The sequence below is a fragment of the Maribacter huludaoensis genome, from assembly GCF_029350945.1.
GTDB lineage: Bacteria > Bacteroidota > Bacteroidia > Flavobacteriales > Flavobacteriaceae > Maribacter > Maribacter huludaoensis.
The window spans coordinates 629,723-651,661 of record NZ_JARKMS010000001.1 but is presented as its reverse complement, the minus strand read 5'-3'; the positions used below and the strand labels follow the sequence as shown (position 1 = coordinate 651,661).

Below are 21,939 nucleotides of genomic sequence, written 5' to 3'. Positions count from 1 at the left end.
ACAAAAAATATCTTAAAAAGCATTAAAAAAAGAGGTTTTTGTAAGTATAATTCAAACTTACACCTTATTTTTGCCTCTTTTTTTTGAAGAAATTTCTTACTTTAATATTAAAGTATTAGATTAAGTGAATATCTTTTTATAGGGATAAGATGAAAGGGAGTAATATTTTAGATACGAATAGATTAAAGGCACTAATGTCATTTGATGTTATGGATACTAACCATGAGGCAATCTATGATGAAATTACGTCATTGGCGGCCAGCATCTGCAATGTACCTATTAGCCTAATTTCTTTAGTTGACGATAAAAGACAATTTTTTAAATCTCATTTTGGTGTAGACTATAACGAAACTCCGTTAAGTAATTCTTTTTGTAAATATATTATTAATGATGACGTAGACCTTTTAACAGTAGAAAATGCCGAAAATGACGATCGATTTAAAAATTTCTCTATAGTTAAAAATGATCCAGGTATTAGATTTTATACCGGTGCTTCGCTAACCTCTCCAGACGGTCACCGTCTAGGCACCTTATGTGTTCTTGATACAAAAGTGAGACAATTAGATGACACACAAATTGATGGGCTTAAGACTTTGGCCAAGCAAGTGGTGCATTTATTTGAATTACGAAAAGCAAAAAAATTAGAATTAGACCAAAAGTTAGACCTAGAAAGAAAAGGTAAATTATTGGATAATATTGTTTCTGCGACCGGTATTGGTATTTGGGAACGAAATCTTGCCAATGACAGCCTTACCTTGAACGAACAAGGTCTGCAAATCTTTGATTTGGACAAGAATGCGCTAAAAGGTTTTAAGACCGAAGATTGGTTTAGCCGTATTCACCCAGATGATCTGCCCGAGGTAAAGAAAAAAATGCATGATTGCCTAAACTACCCTTCAAATGGTTGTAATGTACAGTACAGATTACTACTTAAAAATGGCAAGTACAAATGGATTTATGAAGAGGGCAAGGTACTAGAATGGAGTGAAGACAAGCAACCTTTGTTAATGTATGGAACCATACAAGATGTTACCGAAAAGAAAACTTTTGCCGCAGAGCTTCAAAGGGTAAAAAACAATCTAGATGCAATGATCAATAGTTCACGCGACTTAATGTGGTCCATTGATCTGGATTTTAATCTAATTACCGCCAATACCGCCTTTCACGATTTAGTTGAGAAAATTCAAGGACAACCCTTTAAGGAAGGCGACCCTGTATTTTCTGATGCCGTGCCACAACAAGTAACCGATAAATGGAAAGAATATTACAAAAGAGCACTTAGCACTGGAAGATTTTCCGTAAAACAGAAAATACAAGACCCCAGTAAATTTTGGACCACATATGGCCTAACTTCCTTTGACCTAATGTATAATAAAGATGGTGAAGCAATTGGTATAACCTGTTTTTCTAAAGACATAACTTCAGAAATTTTATCTCAACAAGTACTGTTAAGTGCAAAGGAAGAGATGCAAAAAATTATGGATACTTCTTTAGATATTATCTGCACCCTTGATGAGGAAGGGTACTTTATAAGCATAAACAAGGCCGTTGAAGATATTTGGGGATATGCACCAAAAGATATAATAGGTACCAGATATACTGAACTAATCTATGAAGAAGACATAATTTCTACAGAAAAAAATGCCGAATCTGTATTGTCAGGAAACAAAGTAGTAAATTTTGAAAATAGATACGTTCATAAAGACGGTCATACCGTACCCATGTTGTGGTCATCTAATTGGGACGAGAAAGATCGTGTTTACTATTGTATTTCTAGAGATAATACCGAAAAGAAAAAAGCCGAACTTCAATTAGAAAACAGTGAACGCAGATTTAAAACTCTGGTACAAGAGAGTAGTGATATCATTAGTATACTAGATGCAGATGCCAACTTTAAATATGTAAGCCCAAGTTCAACGAAGGTCATTCAAATAAGCCCTGAAGAATTTGAAGGACAAAACGCTTTTGACTACATACATCCAGATGATTTAGAGCGTGTAAAAACAAAGTTCAACCAAATTACCCAAAATGATTCTATAAAGATCGAACCGTTTAGATTTAAAAATAAATTTGGCGAATGGCGGTGGTTTGTAGCCAATGTATCCAACCAATTACACGAACCTTCAATACAAGGTGTCATTATAACCTCTAGAGATATCAATGAAACTAAAAATGCGAAAGAGCAATTAATACAAAGTGAACGTAGATATAAAACTTTAGTACAGGAAGGCAGCGATATGATCTGTATTGCTGATAAAAATGCTATTTTCTCCTATGCAAGCCCAACTTCTACAAGAGTATTGGAGATTACACCAGAAGAGTTTGTTGGCACTAGTGCTTTCGATTATATTCATCCAGATGATTATGATACCGTTTACAATGAATTCATGAAAATCTTAGAGGTATCACAGGTAAATATTAAACCATTTAGATTTAGACATGGCGCCGGTCATTACGTTTGGCTAGAAACCGCCATTACAAACAAGTTCGATGAACCTACCATAAAAGGTATCGTAATTAATTCTAAAGACGTTACTACAAAGGTGCAACACTTAAATGCCATAGAAGAACAAAATGCCCAACTCAAAAAAATTGCTTGGACCCAGTCTCATATTGTAAGGGCTCCTGTTGCTAGATTAATGGGCTTGGTAGATTTATTAAGGGATGATAAAGAGAAATTAAAACCCGAAGAAAGAGAACAAATTCTTAACTTTATAATCACTTCGGCAGATGAAATTGATCATGTTATAAAAGATATTGTTGAAAATACTATTAATGCGATTGATATAGAAGATATAAAATGAATTACCAAATATTACTAATTGAGGACGACCCTATATTTACTTTTTTACTTGAAAAAGGCATTAAGCATGCCCAGTTAAAAGGGGAGACCATTAATTTCACCAATGGAAAACCTGCTATAGAGTATTTGAACAATGAATATTCCAATGACAAAAACTACATTATTTTTCTAGACCTTAATATGCCTGTAATGAACGGTTGGGAATTTATGGATCAACTAGAAACGTTTGCCTCTACAAACAATTGTATGGTTTTTGTTCTCACTTCCTCAGCATACCAACAAGATATAGATAGACTTAAGAAAAAACCTTTAGTTGCCGATTTTGTTACCAAACCAATTACCGAGTTTCTATTAAAAGGAATAAAGGACAGTATAAAAGCTAAGTTTGAACAAAATCAAACCATATAAAAACACTTTTTCTGTTATTATTTTGAGTACATACAAGAATTAGCTTCATTATCTTTAGCTAAAATTCCACGTATGCGCTACCTTTTACTAATTTTATTTTTTGGTCTACAATCCTTTCAGCTTCAAGCTCAAACAAATTCTTACACTATCTCTTTTAAAAATGCCGCGCATCATGAGGCCCATGTTTCGGTAACATTTCCAAAGGTCATATCAGATACCTTATCCCTAAGAATGAGCAGGACATCTCCGGGAAGGTACGCACTTCATGAATTTGCTAAAAATATTTATAATTTTAATGCACTTGATAGTACAGGAAACTCTCTACACGTCTTAAGAACCAACCCATATGAATGGAAAATATTTGGTCATGATGGTACGGTAAACATTTCATACACCCTTTTTGCCAACAGAGGTGATGGCACCTATTCTCAAATAGATGAAACACATGCGCATTTAAATATTCCGGCAACATTTATGTATGCGCCTTCTCTTAGTGAGCGGGAAATTGAAGTTGATTTCAAAACAAGAGAAGATCTTAATTGGAAGATAGCTACGCAATTACTTCATATAAAAGACAATACCTACAGTGCCCCTAATCTGCACTATTTTATGGATAGCCCAACGGAGTTGAGCAACCATAAAGTGCGCGAATTCAGTTTAGACGGGCAAACCATAAAATTAGCCTTACATGATCCTGGTACCAAAGAAGAAGCCGATGCCTACTTTGAAAAAGTAAAAAAAATTGTTCTTGCCGAAAAAGAGGTTTTCGGAGAATTGCCAAAGTTTGACTATGGTTCTTATACCTTTTTAGCTTGCTATACGCCAAATGTGTCCGGTGATGGTATGGAACATAGAAACTCCACCATTTTAACAAGTACCAGAACTTTGGCAAATGGTGGCATGGAGGGTAATATTGGCACCGTTTCACATGAGTTTTTTCATAGTTGGAATGTGGAACGTATTAGACCAAAATCTTTGGAACCGTTTAATTTTGAAGAAGCGAACATGAGTGGTGAACTTTGGTTTGCAGAAGGTTTTACCAGCTACTACACCAATTTAATACTTTGCAGAGCAGGATTGATTACAGCTAAAAAATATGTAGAAGGATTAACCGGTACGTTTAATTATGTATGGAATTCACCTGCAAGACAATTCTTTAACCCTATAGAAATGAGTTACCAAGCTCCTTTTGTAGATGCGGCAACTTCCGTAGACCCCGTTAACAGAGAAAATACCTTTATTTCATATTACTCTTACGGCAGTGTTCTTGGTCTAGCTTTGGATCTACAACTACGTAATGAAGGTCTTAATCTAGATGATTTTATGAAGCTGGTCTGGACTGCCTACGGTAAAAAGGAAAACCCATACACTATTGAAAATTTGAACGAAACGTTGAACACGTATGCTGGCGAAGCATTTGGTAATAACTTCTTTAACAGCTTTATTCACAAAAGTGAAATGCCGCTATATAACGAATTATTTAAAACAGTAGGTGTTAGTTTGTCTCAAGACACAGAAGTTGCTTATTTTGGCGCCGCTATATCTATAACAGACGATTTGAACGGTAAAATTAAAAGCAATACTAAAATCGGTAGTCCCGCTTACATCGCCGGCTTAGATAAAGACGATATCATTACTTCAATAAATAGCGAACCATTCCCTAACGGAATTCAATTTAATACGTTTATTAAAGAAAGATTTCAACCAAATGATGTTCTTACAATAACCTTTTTAAGGGATGGTTTAGAAAGAAAAACAGAAGTCACTTTAACTTCTGACCCAAACTATGCTATCAACTTAGTTGAGAAAAATGAAAAAGCTCCCTCTAAAAAAATACTAAAAGCCCGCCAAGCTTGGTTAAATGTTGAGTAATGAATTTGATATATACCACCGCCACAACCAAAGAAGAATTAATACAGATTCTTTCTTTACAGCAGATGAACTTAAAATCTTCTGTTTCCGATCTAGAAATGAAACAAGAAGGTTTCGTTACCGTTCACCATACATTAGATGTTCTTACAAGAATGAACAACGCCTGCCCACATATCATTGCGAAAGATGGTGATAAGGTTGTAGGTTATGCGCTGTCAATGACCGAAGATTTTAAAGATGAAATTTCTGTTTTAAGACCCATGTTTACCGAATTAGAAAACGTAAACATTCAAAATTTCATTACCATGGGGCAAATATGTGTTGCCAAAACCCATAGAAAAATGGGTATTTTTCGCGGACTTTATAGCGTTATGAAAATAGCCTCTTACCCTAAATACGATGCCATAATTACCGAAGTAGATGCCACTAATAGCCGATCACTAGGAGCTCATTACGCCGTTGGTTTTGAGAAAATTTGTACTTATCATTCCTTGGGCCAAGATTGGGAATTGATTTCTTTGAAGATTGGTTGACCAAAATAAGTTTAAGGCTATGACTTATAATTTATAATGTAAATTAATAACTTAATGCATTGTTAGATTACTCTGTAAAAGGTAATTCCAATGTAAATGATTTGTTTGGAGGAAAAATAAATAGCGTTCCAGACAGAATTTCCGCTGTAAACAGAATTTTAGATACTTATTAATAATGAAATATTATCAAATCTTTTCACCTGATGAATATTGGTTTCTATACTGTAGCCAAGAAGAAATTGCCCGTTTGCAATTAGATGTACATTTATTAAGAAATAGAGAAAGATGGGAAAACCCTAAACCTATTCAATTGTATGCAGACACTAATGTACCAGATCATGAACAGTTAGACTTTAATGAGCCCATATTGCGCAATACCATGTTATGGTCTAGCGGTGGTGGAAGTCGAAAATGGCATAAAGCTGCTTTTACACCTTTTACAAGAGGAATTTGCCTAAGTGACGCATTGTTTAAAATTTTAAATGATTTTACTTTAACGAAAGATCAATTCTTAGAACTAAATGTTGACAACTATCAAAAAAAGACCAAATATAAATATTGGTTATTTTATCCAATAAAACAATGGAACTTTCCACATTTAAGTATTGAAAACTCAGTATTTAAAAAAGTAAATAAAAATGATAAAGACGATATAACAATCTTAAAAGCATCTTCTTATGATGAATTACTTGAGATAAAAAAAGCCAACCACAAGAATTATGAATTTATCCCTTCAATTTTAAGCTTAAAAAAGGAATATGATTTCTTATTTGATGGTTACACGTTTATTGTATCTGAACGCTTAAGAAACGCCATAGAAGAAGCCGGCATGACAGATGTTTTCTTTTATGATTTGGATTATGAGGTTGTCGTTAAAAAAGAAAATTGAAGCTTGAAATCCCTGCCAAATCGAACGGAAAAATATAGGCATAACAATCCTGGACACATTAAGCCTTAGGATTTCAGAAAATTTTCACTTACAATTCTTTATGTAAAGATTGGGAATTGATTGCGTTAAAGACCATACAGCTCATAAATTTTTTAATAAGATAAACAAGCTATATCCCTTAATAGATAATACTGCCTAATTTTAAATATTTAAAAGCAATTGACTTGTATCGTTACGATGTATAATAAACAATCTAACCATGCATTAATACAACTTATCTACTTATTTAGTATTAATAAACTTACAAAATAATGAAGTACACAACCACTTTTAACGTTTTTACAACTATGTAAGTCATACTTTTCAACTTAAAACTACATTAGCCCTAAATACAACCAAATATTTATAATTATGAAAAAAGTATGCTTACTAGTTACAATTGCCTTATTCAGTTTTGTCGTTCAAGCACAAGAGAACGTAGTTAAAGTTAATCCATTAGGTTTACTTTTCGGTTCTGCACAGTTTGGTTACGAAAAAGCCCTTAACGATAAATCTGCCATTGAAGTATCTTTAGCTTATTCAAGTATTTCAGCTACCATAGGTTCTGATAGTGATGCAAAAGCAAATGGGTTTGGAGCAGAAGGTAAATACAAATTCTACTTCTCTTCAACCAAAGATGCTGTTAGGGGTTGGTATGGAGCTCCAGTAGCAACCTACTCAAGTACAAAAGCATCTTCAGGATCAAGTGACGGTAAACTTAGTTACCTAGGAGTTGGAGGAGTTGCTGGTTACCAATGGGTTTTTGGCGGCGGAGATTCAGGCTTTGCTTTGGACCTAAATTTAGGTGCACAGTATATTTCTGCAAACACGAGCGGAGATATCACCGGCACTTCTATTGAAGGCATTCTACCAAGGTTAGGTTTAGCACTAGGATATGCTTGGTAAACAATTAATAAAATTTTATTTAATGCGGAAACACACCTTGCTGTTTCCGCATTTTTTTAGAAAAATTTATATTAACATTCTTTACTTTACGAGGAGTATTTATAAATTCTTTGATTATAAATGAATTAATTACAGTAAAGTGCGAAATAAGTATACCTTATCATCCTCTAGCTTTTTTTTCATCTTATATACTTACAATTAAATTAACAAGAAAATAAGCTTACCCTCTCATCTTTAAGTTTTCAAATGGTACATGATTTCATAATTTGGCTTATAACTATATTACAGTAGAACGCTTAAGAAACGCCATAGAAGAAGCCGGCATGACAGATGTTTTCTTTTATGATTTGGATTATGAGGTTATTGTTAAAAACGAAAATTGAAGCTTGTAATCCCTACCTAATCAAAACGAAAAATATTAACTTAATAACTCAGTTTATTACAGCCATCATCGTAATCGAGAACAAACTAAGCCCCGGTACCCGTTTTACTCCCGCACAAACGGCCAAGTTTAAACAGGTAAAAGAAGCCTCTGGCGGTGCGGTGGAGTTCAAGGTGAAGTTTGATAAAGAAATAATAATTGATGGTAGACCAATTAGTTTAAATTCAAATACAAGTTTTAATGTAGAACAATCCAAAGTAATAAAATTCAATGATCATGGCACTAATGATGTGGGTACTGTTGGGATATCAGATGTTGAATTTATAAAAGATTCAAGTAAGTTATAAACTATGGAAATAAAACTAACGGAAGGAAAAAAGGAATTATTTGCTGTAACTCATCCATTTTTTAAAGGGGAAGGATATAGGTTTCAGTCCAAAAGACCTGTTTTATATAGAAAAGAATTTGAAAATTTTTATGTGCAATTGTACCTACAGTTCGCAATTAAACTCGGTAATCATTTATCCGGACCTTTCCGTATTTCTTTTAAGGAGGTTGAAAAAATAATTCTTGAAATAGGTATTCCCACAAATTCATTTGAACACATAAAGAAAGGGGATAATATACTTTTAACAATTCATGATATACATGCTAAAGATTATGTGGATGCTATAACAAAATTGAATTTCAAGAAGTTAGATTCATTCCGCCAATGGGGCCATGCAATTGTGGATTATGCCCAAGGACCAGGTAAGGCTTTTATAAACACCTACTCCTACCTGCCCAATGTACTAAAGGAAATGGACCGCTTAGAGGCCGAAGGAAAAAACACCAATGAAATTTTAGTAGGGTTGGCAGATCGAAGATTTAGAGGCTTGATTATTTCCAAACTTTGTTCCGATCCCAATTTTGAAGAAAAGGTAGCCTCTCGTGATGAGGTTTTCTATAAGGTGCCCCAACTAAAAGATTGGATTCCATATTACAATAAGTTAAAAGAACGCCTTAAAACTATAGAGCCTCTTTACCCGTATTATAAAAATGTGTGAGATATGAGATATTGACTCTCGCCGCTAGGACAAGCGTTATGCTTGTATCTATAACTGTAAAAATGTGGACATGTAATTAAGATTCAAATTTAACCGATACCTCTCTATAGTTTTACTAATAACAATAAAATACAAATCATTTTTTTAATTTTATTATTGTTTTTCGATAATTTTTATATATTTGTTATCGTTAAACAATAATAATGGAAAAATTTTATAAATTATTAAGATGGATTATAGTTGGTTTAATATTTACTTTAGGATTAAATTTCTTAGGTATTTTGGTCAAAATAATTAGGTATTTCGTCTATGGAGAAATTAATCTTAAAAAAATCCTATCTATAAATTTCGATCATTTTTTTTCGGATAAAGAGTTTATTATAATCTGTTTAATTATTGAATTACTTTTAGGCTATTTGCTATACCTCCTTTTAAAACTAATATATTTCTCTTGGACCTTAGACGACAATAAATTATTCTCAGAAAAGAGCTATAAACTATTATACTTATCCGGTAAGGTGATTATATTCATTTCTATTTTATTTATTGGAATTGAAATATTCTTAGATATTAAATCAATAGACCAAAGCTTTTCATTAGCTGAAGAAACATCAACTTATCAATTTGGTTATATTCTTGGGGTCCTGTTAAAAATACTATATCAATGGATTCCCCTTTTAGTACTCGGGACTATTACTTTAATTTTTGCTGAACTAATTGAAAAAGGTACGGCACTTAAATCTGACAATGACTTAACTATATAAAAAGAATACAATGAAAATATTCGGTCCAAAATCACTTTCATCATTCTTCTATTATATATTCAGAAGTATTTCAATCGTACTCTTAGCTTTTCTAAGCTATATGGAATTTGCTTTTGTTACAAATAGATTTACTGTACAGGATGGTAGATTCCATATGAAAATTCCATTGACAGCAAACTCTATAGATGGTAATTATCAATCTAGCGATATTCTAACTATATCTCTAGTCCTCATATTTGGAATTCTACTTTTCTATTTGCTTTCTAACATATTTAAAGCATTAAAAAAGACAATAATATTTAATAAAGGCATTGTTAAAAATCTAAAATTACTTACCATTCTAAATTTAATTATTGGTCCTGTTTTATACTTTCTAATTCATTACCCAATAATGCATAAGACTGAATTTAGAAATATTCACAATCTTATTCTGCTGATTATATTTGGAATGATCTCCTTGTTTCTAACTTACGTGTTTCAAAAGGGCTATACCGTGCAATCTGAAAACGACTTAACCATATAACTATGAGCATCGTCGTTAACTTAAATACCGTACTAGCGGACCGTAACCTAAAGAGCAAAGAACTCGCTGAAATGATAGGTATAACAGAAGCCAACCTTTCTATTCTAAAATCGGGCAAAGCTAAAGCCATTCGTTTTTCTACCCTTGACGCTATTTGTAAAGCATTAGACTGCCAACCTGCCGATATTTTAGCATATGAAAAGGAATAAAAAAGGCTACACTTTTAGGTGTAGCCTTTATAATTTAAAATAAAATGTACTAATTAATCTGCTAGTACAATTACTCTGTTATTCTTAAGTTCAATAGTACCGCTAGAAATTTGTAAGACGGTATTTCCGCTGGCATCTTTAGTGAACTTAGAGGCATATTCTTCATCTAAAGTAATATTACCTGCAACCTTTACTTTACCTTCTTGTAATAAGGATACAATTGGGGCGTGGTCTTTTAACATTTGAAACTCGCCATTTATACCTGGTACAGTTACCGAAGTTACTTCGCCTGCAAATAATGTTGCTTCTGGTGATACAATTTCTAAATACATATTTTTTCAGTATTCAGTAATCAGTGTTCAATAATCGAATGCAAAACTGCAAACTGCTACCGAAAACCGTTTACTAGATTTAAGCTTCCGTCAACATTTTTTCACCAGCTTCTATAGCCTCTTCGATAGTACCTTTAAGGTTGAAAGCAGATTCTGGCAGGTGATCTAATTCACCATCCATAATCATATTAAATCCTTTAATAGTCTCTTTAATATCTACTAAAACACCTGGTATACCTGTAAACTGCTCTGCAACATGGAACGGCTGAGACAAGAAACGTTGTACACGTCTTGCTCTACCTACAGCAGATTTATCTTCTTCAGATAATTCTTCCATACCTAAAATGGCAATAATATCTTGAAGTTCTTTATAACGTTGTAATAGCTCTTTTACCCTTTGTGCACAAGCATAATGCTCATCTCCTAAAATATCGGCAGTTAAAATTCTTGATGTAGAATCTAATGGATCTACCGCTGGGTAAATACCTAGCTCGGCAATTTTACGAGACAATACCGTTGTTGCATCTAAGTGGGCAAACGTTGTTGCCGGTGCCGGATCCGTTAAATCATCCGCAGGTACGTAAACCGCCTGTACAGATGTAATAGAACCTCTTTTTGTAGATGTAATACGTTCTTGCATAGCACCCATCTCCGTTGCCAAAGTTGGTTGGTAACCTACCGCTGACGGCATACGACCTAGTAATGCAGATACCTCTGAACCTGCTTGCGTAAAACGGAAAATGTTATCTACGAAGAAAAGTACGTCCTTACCTTGACCTTCACCTGCCCCATCACGGAAATACTCTGCAATCGTTAAACCTGAAAGTGCAACTCTAGCACGTGCTCCAGGTGGCTCGTTCATTTGACCAAAAACGAAAGTCGCTTTTGAACCTTTCATTGCCTCTTTATCTACTTTGGCAAGATCCCATCCTCCATCTTCCATAGAGTGCATGAAGTCATCACCATATTTTATAATACCAGATTCCAACATCTCACGAAGTAAATCATTTCCTTCACGAGTTCTTTCACCAACACCTGCGAATACAGAAAGACCACCATGACCTTTTGCTATATTGTTGATCAATTCCTGAATCAATACCGTTTTACCTACACCGGCACCACCAAACAATCCAATTTTACCACCTTTTGCATAAGGTTCGATCAAATCGATAACTTTAATACCTGTAAATAAAACTTCGGTAGAAGTTGAAAGATCTTCAAACTTTGGCGCTTCTCTGTGTATTGGAAGACCATCTTTACCTGCTTTGGGCAAATTACCCAAACCATCGATAGCATCACCTATAACATTGAACAAACGACCATATACATCATCACCTACCGGCATTTGAATCGCACTACCTGTAGCTACTACTTCAACCCCTCTGCTAAGACCATCCGTAGAATCCATAGAGATAGTTCTTACCGTATTTTCCCCAACATGAGACTGTACTTCTAAAACCAATTTCGACTTATCCTTATTTACTATTTCTAAGGAATCATAGATTTTAGGAAGATCAGCACCTGACTGAAATTCTACATCAACCACGGGTCCAATGATTTGCGAAACTTTACCTGTAACTTTTGACATTACTTATATGTTTATGTATTACGTTTAATATAACCTGAAAAATGCTCTCATTTTCAGGCTGCAAAGATATAGTTTTCAACTTTAATGAAAAATAGTTTTTTTCCTTTTTTACAAAAGTAAAAAGGTGCCCATAAAGCACCTTTTAAAACTTAGTATTATACATGCTACTATTGTAGCGTAGCCGGGTAGTTGGTAGGGTAGTCACCTACATTCAACAAACTACCTGATTCTTCAAAATTAGAACCATAAGTAGCATCTATTGCCATCATAAACTCATTTGCCAACAAGGCATAACCTCTAGCTGTTGGGTGAATACCGTCTAAAGAAAAGGCTCCACCGGTCACTAAATTTGATTGTAAAGTGAAATCTCCACTTGTAATACCACCATTGGCCAACTGATTTAAAAGACTATTTGCATCTACCAAGGCCAAACCTGCCTGACTAGCGGTAGCCGCTATAATTTCATTAAAGGCTGCGGTTGCTTCTGCAATTTCATCTTGCTCACTTGGTATCAAAACCCATTTATCTTCTAAGGGAAGTGATATTCCTTCTACAGAAAACTGACCTGCCAATGCCTGTGGCAAGCCTGCTGTCATTAAATTGGAAACAGATTCTAAATTTACCGTTCCTATTACAGAAGCACTTGGCAATACAAATAAGTCATCTGCCGTAGCCTCCCTTGTTTGTCCATATGTACTACCCAACAAACCGGCAACCAATGGTGCTGCCTGCGCCGGTAATCCAAATGATTCTACAAATGCAGGAAAAGTAGGACTAGCAATTAAAACACCCGCAATCTGAGCTGACAAATCCGGTAATGTTTCATCCCTGATCACAACCTCACTTGCTTGCGTCTCCGAAAATTTAATAGAACGCTCCGGTACCTCTAAAAATTCATAAACTTGATTCAACTGACCAAAGATTCCGTTCAAGGTAGGAATTTGTGGCCCAAAATCTGGATTAGTAGGGTCTAACGGATTATGTGGCACCGTAGTAAAATGTGGTACATCTGTTACATTAGGAATATTAGCCACAACACCTTTAGCTCCCGTTGCGGTCAAGGAAGCTATTAAAGCTCCATAACTGCCGTCAAAGCCAACTCCCGGTGCACCGGAAACAGGGGTAATAGGATTTGTTCCATCACCACCTGTAGTAGCATAACCTAATACATCGTTGTTACCGATCCATAATGAGAAAAAACTAGGCGATTGCCCTACAGCCATCTGTAATACGCTAATATCCGGTGTTGCACCCGTCATTCTAACAAAATAGGGATTAGCAAGACCCAATTGCACGTTAGCTATGTTCCCGTAACCGGGCGCTAATAAGTGAAAACTTTTTGCACCAGGCACTCCTAAATTATTAAAAGGCCCTGTTGGGTTGTTCAAAGCTATATCAGTAGTTACCGTAACATCTCCAATTAAAGATTCTAATGAAACCGGACCTGCACCACCAAATACCAATCTTGGCCCTTGAATTCTTGTTCCAGCAAGCGCCAAACCACCAAGATTATCATTGGTCAATGGCTGTGTAAAGGAACCACCACCTACAAGACTGAATTTTTGGGACAACAAGTTAGGAAGAGAGAGACTCTGGCTAGCCTGAAATAAAGCGCCATCAGTAAAACCTGCCGTTAAAGAGTTTCCTAAAGAAACATAATTAGAGAAATCTGCGGAACCAGCGGTCAATGCAGGCAACTCTTCTGCCATCATCTCTGGTTCAAGATCTACATCTTCAGGATCATTACAAGCGGTAAAAGCCAATACACCTAAAGAAATATATAAATATTTTAAGTTTTTCATTTCAACTTTTGATTTTAATTAGTTGTTAATTGTCCAAGATAAATAGTACATAGAACCTATAAAGCCAGTACCAAATGCCGTGTAATATTCTTTATTGGTAAGGTTTGTTCCACCCAATTTAAAAGAAGACTTTATACTTGGCACATCATAATTAATTTGAGCATCTACAACATGGAATTCAGGAATTACCCCGTTACCAAAAGTAGCTTCCCAGAAATAATCATCGCTAAATCTATATGATACGTTAAATCCGAAATTTTCAAACAGTTCCTTGTTACCAAAAGATGCCTTGAACTTGTGCTCTGGTGTGTTAAAATTCAACATAACATCTGGGTTTGCCTCGCGGTCAAAATCTAACTTGGTAAACGTATAACTACCACCTAAATCGAAATTACCCAATACTTTTACATCCAATCCTAACGATGCACCATAAGAATTTACATTGGCATCTGTATTGGTATAAGCACTGTAAGCTTGAAAATCTCCGTTAGCTATTGCCGCAACCGATAGCCCACCGTCACCAGCTTGCCCGTAAAATGGAGAAATTACCACTTCCTGCGAGATAAAATCTTCATAACTGTTATAGTACGTACTAAAATCGATAACCACTTTATCTACCTTACCTCTATACCCTATTTCAAAAGACGTCACTTTTTCAGGTTTGATCAAATCAGGATTGGCAACTTCAAGAACACTTGGATCACCAGTTGCACCTAATGCCGTTACGGAAGCTGCAGAATAAGAGTTGTTATATGCCGCGCCACCTGTCTGTGTAACTTCAGAAGGCTGACCTAACAATTGCCCGCTTGCACTAATTCCATATTCTCTTGAATAACGATCTAAATTGTCTTCAGCAGATCCCACCAAAATAGCTCTACCGGCATTTAAACCAATAAAAAGATCTTGAGTAGTAGGATTTCTAAAGCCCGTTTGTGCAGAAGCCCTAATATTATGGTTTCTATTTAAGGTATAACCTGCAGATAATCTAGGAGAGAAAAAACCATCAAACAACTCTGACTTATCATATCTTATAGAACCTGTTAACTTTAAACTCTTTTCGCCTTCAAAAGGAAGTGTTTTTTGAACTTGAGAATAAATACCAAATTCAGAATATCTAATTGGACCATCAAAATCCGTGTAAATAGTACCTGACGAATTAAGATCATATTCCCTAAAAGACCCACCTACTTGAATCTCTGCCCAATCAATTAAATGACTAAAGTTATAGTTACCATCTGCATGGTAATATTTTGAAGCATCTTGAAATTTAGAGCCGGTAGATAGATCTGGATCGTTTACACTTCTGTTGAACGCAGCTTGAAATTCCGGTGAACCTGGCAAAAACCTTCCAGATTCTGCCTGTGCTCTTGCTGCGGCATGAGCTTGCTCATCTGTAGCCCCGCCCAAAGTAGCCTGTACATATGTACCGGTATATTCACCGAACCATGTATTATCATCTTTCCAAGCCCTGTTAATATTGATACCTGTAAATACCATATCATAAGAGTCGCCAGACTTATCACCAACCATATAACCTCTTAGAAAAAAGTTATCGTTCTTGATTTCAAGCTTATGCTGCTCTTGAAAGAAACCTTTAATATTATATCTGTTGGTACCTTGATAAATTGTATTACCCGTACCCACTTTACCAACATAAGAAAGCTCTAAACTATTATCTTCAATAGGCCTGTAGTATAATCCCCAGTCCGCCTTAATACTTTCTGCGTTATAATTGGTAAGATCACTTTCGTTATAACCGGTTCTACTTACTATTTCCGAAGGTACCAAAGCATTTGCCCCAGCCGGTAAAATACCTAAACCTTCTAAAGTTAAGGCAACTTCTTTAATATTTGTAGAAACCTCATCACCATAAACGTTTACGCCATCATAGTTCAAATTATCTCGTGTACCACCTGGCGTAATCTTATCATCCGTGTTGTTAGCTGCCCAGTCTGTTCCTTTCAAATAACCGAAATTAACTTTTGCCGCAAATTTATCACTGAATTTATGTGCCGCTCTAATACCAAAATCTGTATATGAATTATCCCCCGCCGCTTTCTGAGATGTAATTCCCTGTTTAACAGATACGCTTATACCTTCATAATCAAAAGGACTCTTGCTGCGCATAAACAAAATACCGTTGAAGGCATTTGCGCCATAAAGTGCCGAAGAAGCTCCTGGTAATAATTCTACACTTAACACATCGGTCTCAACCATACCTACCAAATTACCGATAGGGAAGTTCAATGCAGGTGTAGAGTTATCCATACCATCTACAAGTTGCATAAAACGGGTATTGGCAAAAGAAGCAAAACCTCTAGTGTTTACAGACTTGAACGTTAAACTGTTCGTATTAACGTCAACTCCTTTCAAATTCTCTAACCCTCCATAAAAATCGGCTGCGGTAGTATTCTTAATTTCAGAAATACCAATTCGCTCTACCGTAACAGGAGATTCAAAAATACGCTCAGGGGTTCTAGATGCAGATATTACCACCTCATCTAAAAACGTTTGAGATTCATTCAAGGTTATTGTAATTTTTTGGTTGGCACTTGTAATACTTTCCGTAGTACTTGTATATCCAATACTGGACACCTCTATCTTAAAAGGTGGCACCTCGGATGTAGCCAAATTAAAATTACCATCAAAATCTGTCACTGTTCCAATGGTTTTGCCGACAATAACAATATTCGCACCCGGAATAGGTGCATTGTTTTGATCAACAACATTACCACTGATATTGGTCTGGGAATACCCTAGAGTACCCATAATCATCAATGCTAAAAGAAGTATTGCTCTCATTCTTAATAATAGTTTAAAATTAGTTGAGGGTTAAGATACAGATAATTTCACATGGATAATAATAATATGAAAAAAATTATGCATGCATAGTATTATTTTAATAATTAAACTGTTCATTTATTGGGATATACGTAATTAACTTTTGAATAACATGTTATAACATCATCATCAAAATTTAGCTATTACCGTATAAATTGGAGATTTAACCCTAACCAAAAAAAGGGACATGAAATAAATCATGCCCCTTTTATAACTCTGTAAAAAATTTTTTCTATTCTACCGTAACCGATTTTGCCAAGTTTCTTGGTTGATCCACATTACAGCCTCTCATAACCGCTATATGGTAAGAAAGTAGTTGCAAAGGAATTGTCGTCAACAAAGGAGTTAAACTTTCTAAAGTTTCAGGAACCTCTATCACGTGATCGGCCAAATCTTTTACCTGCTCATCACCTTCGGTAACGATCGCTATAATTTTACCTTTCCTAGATTTAATTTCTTGAATGTTGCTTACCACCTTTTCATAATGTCCTTTCTTTGTGGCGATAACAAAAACAGGCATTTGTTCATCTATTAATGCAATAGGTCCATGTTTCATTTCTGCCGCCGGATACCCTTCTGCATGAATGTAACTTATTTCCTTTAACTTTAAAGCTCCCTCTAAAGCAACGGGAAAATTATACCCTCTTCCTAAATAAAGGCAATTAGTAGACTCTTTATAAACATCTGCGATAATTTCTATAAGCGCATTTGATTCTAAGGATTTTTCTACTTTATTTGGTATAGTTTCCAATTCAGATAAATACTCTCGATATTTTGTTTCAGAGAATGAACCCTTTGCCTTGGCCAATTTTAAAGCCATTAAAGTAAGAACCGTAATCTGGGTAGTAAACGCTTTTGTAGAAGCCACTCCTATTTCCGGTCCGGCATGGGTATATGCACCTGCATCTGTTTCCCTAGCAATAGAAGAACCCACAACGTTACAAACACCAAATACGAAAGCTCCTTTTTCTTTCGCCAATTTAATAGCTGCCAAAGTATCCGCAGTTTCACCAGATTGTGAAATTGCAATTAGCACGTCCTTATCTGTAATAACAGGATTTCTATATCTAAATTCCGATGCGTATTCTACCTCAACCGGAATTCTTGCCAAATCTTCAAAAATGTATTCAGCAACTAGACCGGCATGCCATGAAGTACCGCACGCTACTATTATAATTCTATTTGCATTCAAGAATTTTTCCATGTTAAGGTCAATTCCCGCCATTCTTATTAAACCTTGATCAGCAAGCAAACGACCTCTATATGTATCCTTTATTGCCCTAGGCTGCTCATAGATTTCTTTCAACATAAAGTGATCGTAACCACCTTTCTCAATTTCCTCAAGGTTCATTTGAAGCTCCAAAATTCTTGGATAAGCAACTGCATCATCCTTAATTTTTCTAAGCTTAATTTCTTTACCCAATCTAATAATTGCCATTTCTTCATCTTCAAGATAAACGGCATTATTGGTAAACTCAATAAAAGGAGAAGCATCTGAAGCTATAAAAAATTCACCTTCACCTATACCTATAGCCAAAGGACTACCTAATTTGGCTACCACAATTTCATCTGGCTTTTCTTTATCAAATACGGCGATTGCATATGCCCCTACTACTTGATTCAATGCAATTTGAACAGCCTTGCCAAGCTTAACATCTTCCGTTTTCTTAACCTCTTCAATCAAATTGATCAAAACCTCGGTATCCGTATCCGATTGAAACGTATACCCACGTTTGGTCAATTCTTGCTTAATAGCCTCATAATTTTCAATGATACCATTATGTATAATAACAAGATTACCTGAGTTTGAGTAATGTGGATGGGAATTAACATCATTTGGCACACCATGGGTTGCCCAACGTGTATGACCAATACCAATACTACCCGCCTGAGATATTTCTTTAGCTTTATTCTTTAAGTCTTCTACCTTACCTTTTGTTTTAGATAGATTGATTTGATTACCATCATAAAGTGCGATACCTGCACTATCATAACCACGGTATTCCAATCTTTGAAGTCCTTTTATAACGATAGGAAATGCCTCCCTATGACCTATGTAACCAACAATTCCGCACATATTTCTATTTCTATTTCTATTTGAAAAATTTAATTTGAAACCTCTTAGTTATTTCAAAGAATAAACTTCAAGATTTATGCCTTTTAGGTTATACAACGCTAATATTAAAGAAGTGGTATGTAAATAACTTGATAAATAACAAAAACCACCACGCTATTACTTATTGTGCCTTCGTATAAGATATTTCCAATTTCAACCTTTTGTCAAAATTAGGATCTGTAGCATTAATATTACCACCAAACAAAATTGTACTTAGCGGGGTTACCGTGGAAGTTATAGGTAGTCTTTCAATACCATCAACTATTTCCGGGTCAGAAACTTTAGCATCTGCAATATTCCAATTTTGAATATTTGTTGCAAGCGTGAGCCCTAAAGTAGCATTTGTAGAATCTCTTAAAATAATATCATTGATGTGATCCGTAATTTTTACCGAATACCTTACCCCTTTATCATTAGATTTTTGAATGATACCGTCATAATTAGGGTAAAACCCGAACAAATCAGGAATACCGGTTTGCGGCGATGCAGGGTCAGTTGCAATATCTATTAATGGAATTTTGTTTTCGGTATTGTATAAAAATAATCTTGGGGGCTCTAAGGTACTACCTGCGGCATCCAACTGATCTCTATCTATATAAAATACCAAATTAGCTTCATTGATAACCCAATTCTCACTTTTAATCTGCTCTATAATTTCCTCGCCACCACCTTCTTCAAATAAATTTATTTCAGCATATGTGCCAGGACCACCTTTTAAATATATTCTAGATGAATTTTCACCACTATCCAAAACATCTAAAATCTGAGGACCATAATTTTCTGTAATAATTGTATTGACGGCATTACCAGAAATAACCCCTGTAGTACTTCTCGACAATAGCGTAAACACGAAATCTTTTTCTAATGTATTGTTCGGGTTATCATCGCTAACATCATCAGAAGTACCATTGGTATCATAACTTGTGTAAGTATAGGTCATGGTAATATTGGCAGCGCTTAAATCTAGCATTAAAAAAACATCATTTGCACTGCTTTCTTGAACCGATAAATGCAGCCCTCTTATAAATTCAGTAAAGTTAGCTTGGCTAATTAATTCAGAACTCCCTTCCTTGTCCAAAATATTAGTTTGAAAAAACTCATTATTCAATTTTACCCTAATACCTGGTTGTAATTTTGTGTTCGTTTCCGCTTCATTTACATCTTCTGTAGATTCATCGTCTTCATTCTGAATTAAAAATTCCTCATCGATTATTTCTACATCTCCCTGAAACAATGGAGTACCTGTAACAAAATCTGGCGAGAAAACCTCATCAGAATAATATTGCTGCGATTCTTGAAAACTGGTATTTGGATCTAAATCGCTTAAAAAGAAAGTAGAACGCTCAACTTTAAGATTAAAAGCAGGAAGCGGTGATTTAGCTACATTGTCATAATTAACACCATCAATATAAATACTATCCAACGCTACCTTTTCCGCAAAATTATTGGCGAATATGGTCTTCCCATTATTATCATTGATGCCATCCCTATCGGCATCAACACTGGTTTCATCACGAGGATCTGTATTGGACGCCGTCTCTACAGAATTCAACACTCCGTCACCATCATTATCATTATCACTGTCAGGAACTTTATCGTATACATCTATTACACCGTCACCATCGCTATCCAAAGAACCGCTACTTGTTAAATAAGGAATATATAAATACACCTCTTTTACCGTTTCGTTTTCTTGAATAGTAGTAATAGACTCATCGGCTGTACCGGTAAGATTTTCCTTTGCTTGAGAAAAAGCCCCAAAGGATGGATTTATAGTGCTTAAAAATATCTGTGAAGTAATTGAAGCCTCTGTTCTACCAAATACCGGATCGTTATAGACACCTAACTGATATATGTTCAATTTATTTGTTTGAACCGCCTCAATATTCTTATTAAAAGCAAAAACATCATATACCTCTTTACCTGTTGTAAAAGGCTCATTACCAACAACACCTGAACCAACAGTAGTTAAATCTTGCTCACAAGAAACCAAAAGACCCAATATCAATAACAACCCTAAAAACTTAGGGATAACGGACTTAGCAATAAAATTCATTCAGATTATTTTAAAACTTCGGTGTTATAAAAATTAGCATACGCCTCTTCAAACTCTTGAACAGGTACATATGACAACACTGGTTTTTCTTGGTTGGTAATATGATCTTCCAATTCTGCCGGAATATCTTCAGAAGCTAAAATAACGGCATCAGAATAATCAACCGCTACCTTTAACAAATTATTATAAGTTGGGTCACCCAATGATGCTATCTCCTCCTCCGGTATACCGTCAAAAGAAATTCTCTTTACCATATCATTATCCAAAGAACCTTCAAAAGTTTTACCGTAAACCGATAATACTATTTTACTGTCCGCAAAAAGTGGCTCATCTGAGTAGTACTTTTTTAAATACAATGGTAATAAACTTGCCATCCAACCATGAACATGAATGATATCCGGTGACCAGTTTAATTTCTTAACTGTCTCCATAACACCCTTTGCAAAGAATATGGCACGCTGATCGTTATCCGGAAAAAGATTTCCTTGTTTATCCGTAAATGTAGCTTTACGCTTAAAGTACTCTTCGTTATCGATAAAGTAAACTTGGATTCTTTCTTTTGGAATAGATGCTACCTTAATGATCAATGGCATATCCATATCATTAATGACCAGGTTCATACCTGAAAGTCTAATTACCTCGTGTAATTGATGCCTTCTCTCATTGATATTCCCATATCTAGGCATGAAAATCCTAATTTGACCACCATTGCTGTTGACCATTCTAGGGGTTTCATAAGACATTAGGGAAACTTCATTTTCGGGTAAGTAAGGAACTAATTCAGAAGATACAAATAATATCTTTTTACCATTCATAAAGGTTATATTTTA

General features: G+C 35.1%; 18 protein-coding genes. 11 read left to right on the top strand and 7 right to left on the bottom strand.

Features of this window, described 5'->3' with window-relative positions:
- The first annotated feature begins 149 nt into the window (after positions 1–149).
- The 11 genes from PXC01_RS02830 to PXC01_RS02785 all read left to right on the top strand — a co-directional run bounded on the left by PXC01_RS02830 (position 150) and on the right by PXC01_RS02785 (position 10,374).
- The gene (locus tag PXC01_RS02830) at positions 150–2,804 is read left to right on the top strand and encodes a PAS domain S-box protein (protein ID WP_276470863.1); all 2,655 of its coding nucleotides are present in this window, start codon (positions 150–152) and stop codon (positions 2,802–2,804) included.
- Positions 2,801–3,211 (top strand): response regulator, encoded by a 411-nt coding sequence (locus PXC01_RS02825; protein ID WP_276470862.1) that lies wholly within the window; start codon positions 2,801–2,803, stop codon positions 3,209–3,211. The genes PXC01_RS02830 and PXC01_RS02825 overlap by 4 nt, the downstream gene beginning before the upstream one ends.
- 72 nt (positions 3,212–3,283) lie before the next feature.
- Positions 3,284–5,083 (top strand): M61 family metallopeptidase, encoded by a 1,800-nt coding sequence (locus PXC01_RS02820; RefSeq protein WP_276470861.1) that lies wholly within the window; start codon positions 3,284–3,286, stop codon positions 5,081–5,083.
- Positions 5,083–5,616 (top strand): GNAT family N-acetyltransferase, encoded by a 534-nt coding sequence (locus PXC01_RS02815; RefSeq protein WP_276470860.1) that lies wholly within the window; start codon positions 5,083–5,085, stop codon positions 5,614–5,616. Before PXC01_RS02820 ends, PXC01_RS02815 begins: the two co-directional genes overlap by 1 nt.
- A gap of 175 nt (positions 5,617–5,791) precedes the next feature.
- Entirely contained in the window at positions 5,792–6,505 is a 714-nt protein-coding gene (locus PXC01_RS02810; RefSeq protein ID WP_276470859.1) for a hypothetical protein, read from the top strand.
- A 411-nt stretch (positions 6,506–6,916) separates the two neighbouring features.
- Entirely contained in the window at positions 6,917–7,450 is a 534-nt protein-coding gene (locus PXC01_RS02805) for a DUF3575 domain-containing protein (protein ID WP_276470858.1), read from the top strand.
- A 354-nt stretch (positions 7,451–7,804) separates the two neighbouring features.
- Positions 7,805–8,179 (top strand): hypothetical protein, encoded by a 375-nt coding sequence (locus PXC01_RS02800; RefSeq protein ID WP_276470857.1) that lies wholly within the window; start codon positions 7,805–7,807, stop codon positions 8,177–8,179.
- Between the two features lie 3 nt (positions 8,180–8,182).
- Positions 8,183–8,878, top strand: a complete 696-nt coding sequence (locus PXC01_RS02795; RefSeq protein ID WP_276470856.1) for a hypothetical protein — start codon at positions 8,183–8,185, stop codon at positions 8,876–8,878.
- 203 nt (positions 8,879–9,081) lie between these two features.
- Complete coding sequence (locus PXC01_RS02790; RefSeq protein ID WP_276470855.1) at positions 9,082–9,642, top strand: DUF2975 domain-containing protein; 561 nt, start codon at positions 9,082–9,084, stop codon at positions 9,640–9,642.
- A 10-nt stretch (positions 9,643–9,652) separates the two neighbouring features.
- Positions 9,653–10,165, top strand: coding sequence for a DUF2975 domain-containing protein (locus PXC01_RS18445; protein ID WP_420828575.1), 513 nt, complete (start codon positions 9,653–9,655; stop codon positions 10,163–10,165).
- A 2-nt stretch (positions 10,166–10,167) separates the two neighbouring features.
- Positions 10,168–10,374: a helix-turn-helix domain-containing protein gene (locus PXC01_RS02785; RefSeq protein WP_276470854.1), complete on the top strand. Its 207-nt coding sequence runs from the start codon at positions 10,168–10,170 to the stop codon at positions 10,372–10,374.
- A gap of 53 nt (positions 10,375–10,427) precedes the next feature.
- Here PXC01_RS02785 and PXC01_RS02780 read toward each other — a convergent pair whose 3' ends face one another.
- The 7 genes from PXC01_RS02780 to PXC01_RS02750 all read right to left on the bottom strand — a co-directional run bounded on the left by PXC01_RS02780 (position 10,428) and on the right by PXC01_RS02750 (position 21,924).
- Positions 10,428–10,706, bottom strand: a complete 279-nt coding sequence (locus PXC01_RS02780) for a F0F1 ATP synthase subunit delta/epsilon (RefSeq protein ID WP_276470853.1) — start codon at positions 10,704–10,706, stop codon at positions 10,428–10,430.
- Positions 10,707–10,785: 79 nt separating this feature from the next.
- Positions 10,786–12,294, bottom strand: a complete 1,509-nt coding sequence (gene atpD / locus PXC01_RS02775; RefSeq protein ID WP_276470852.1) for a F0F1 ATP synthase subunit beta — start codon at positions 12,292–12,294, stop codon at positions 10,786–10,788.
- A gap of 167 nt (positions 12,295–12,461) precedes the next feature.
- Complete coding sequence (locus tag PXC01_RS02770) at positions 12,462–14,096, bottom strand: SGNH/GDSL hydrolase family protein (protein WP_276470851.1); 1,635 nt, start codon at positions 14,094–14,096, stop codon at positions 12,462–12,464.
- An 18-nt stretch (positions 14,097–14,114) separates the two neighbouring features.
- Positions 14,115–16,898: a TonB-dependent receptor gene (locus tag PXC01_RS02765; protein WP_276470850.1), complete on the bottom strand. Its 2,784-nt coding sequence runs from the start codon at positions 16,896–16,898 to the stop codon at positions 14,115–14,117.
- A 271-nt stretch (positions 16,899–17,169) separates the two neighbouring features.
- Positions 17,170–19,014 carry a glutamine--fructose-6-phosphate transaminase (isomerizing) gene (glmS, locus tag PXC01_RS02760; RefSeq protein WP_276470849.1) on the bottom strand — a complete coding sequence of 615 codons (1,845 nt, stop codon included), beginning with the start codon at positions 19,012–19,014 and terminating at the stop codon, positions 17,170–17,172.
- Positions 19,015–19,174: 160 nt separating this feature from the next.
- Positions 19,175–21,109, bottom strand: coding sequence for a DUF4270 domain-containing protein (locus PXC01_RS02755; RefSeq protein WP_276470848.1), 1,935 nt, complete (start codon positions 21,107–21,109; stop codon positions 19,175–19,177).
- 5 nt (positions 21,110–21,114) lie between these two features.
- Positions 21,115–21,924, bottom strand: a complete 810-nt coding sequence (locus PXC01_RS02750; protein WP_276470847.1) for a glycogen/starch synthase — start codon at positions 21,922–21,924, stop codon at positions 21,115–21,117.
- Between the last annotated feature and the right edge of the window lie 15 nt (positions 21,925–21,939).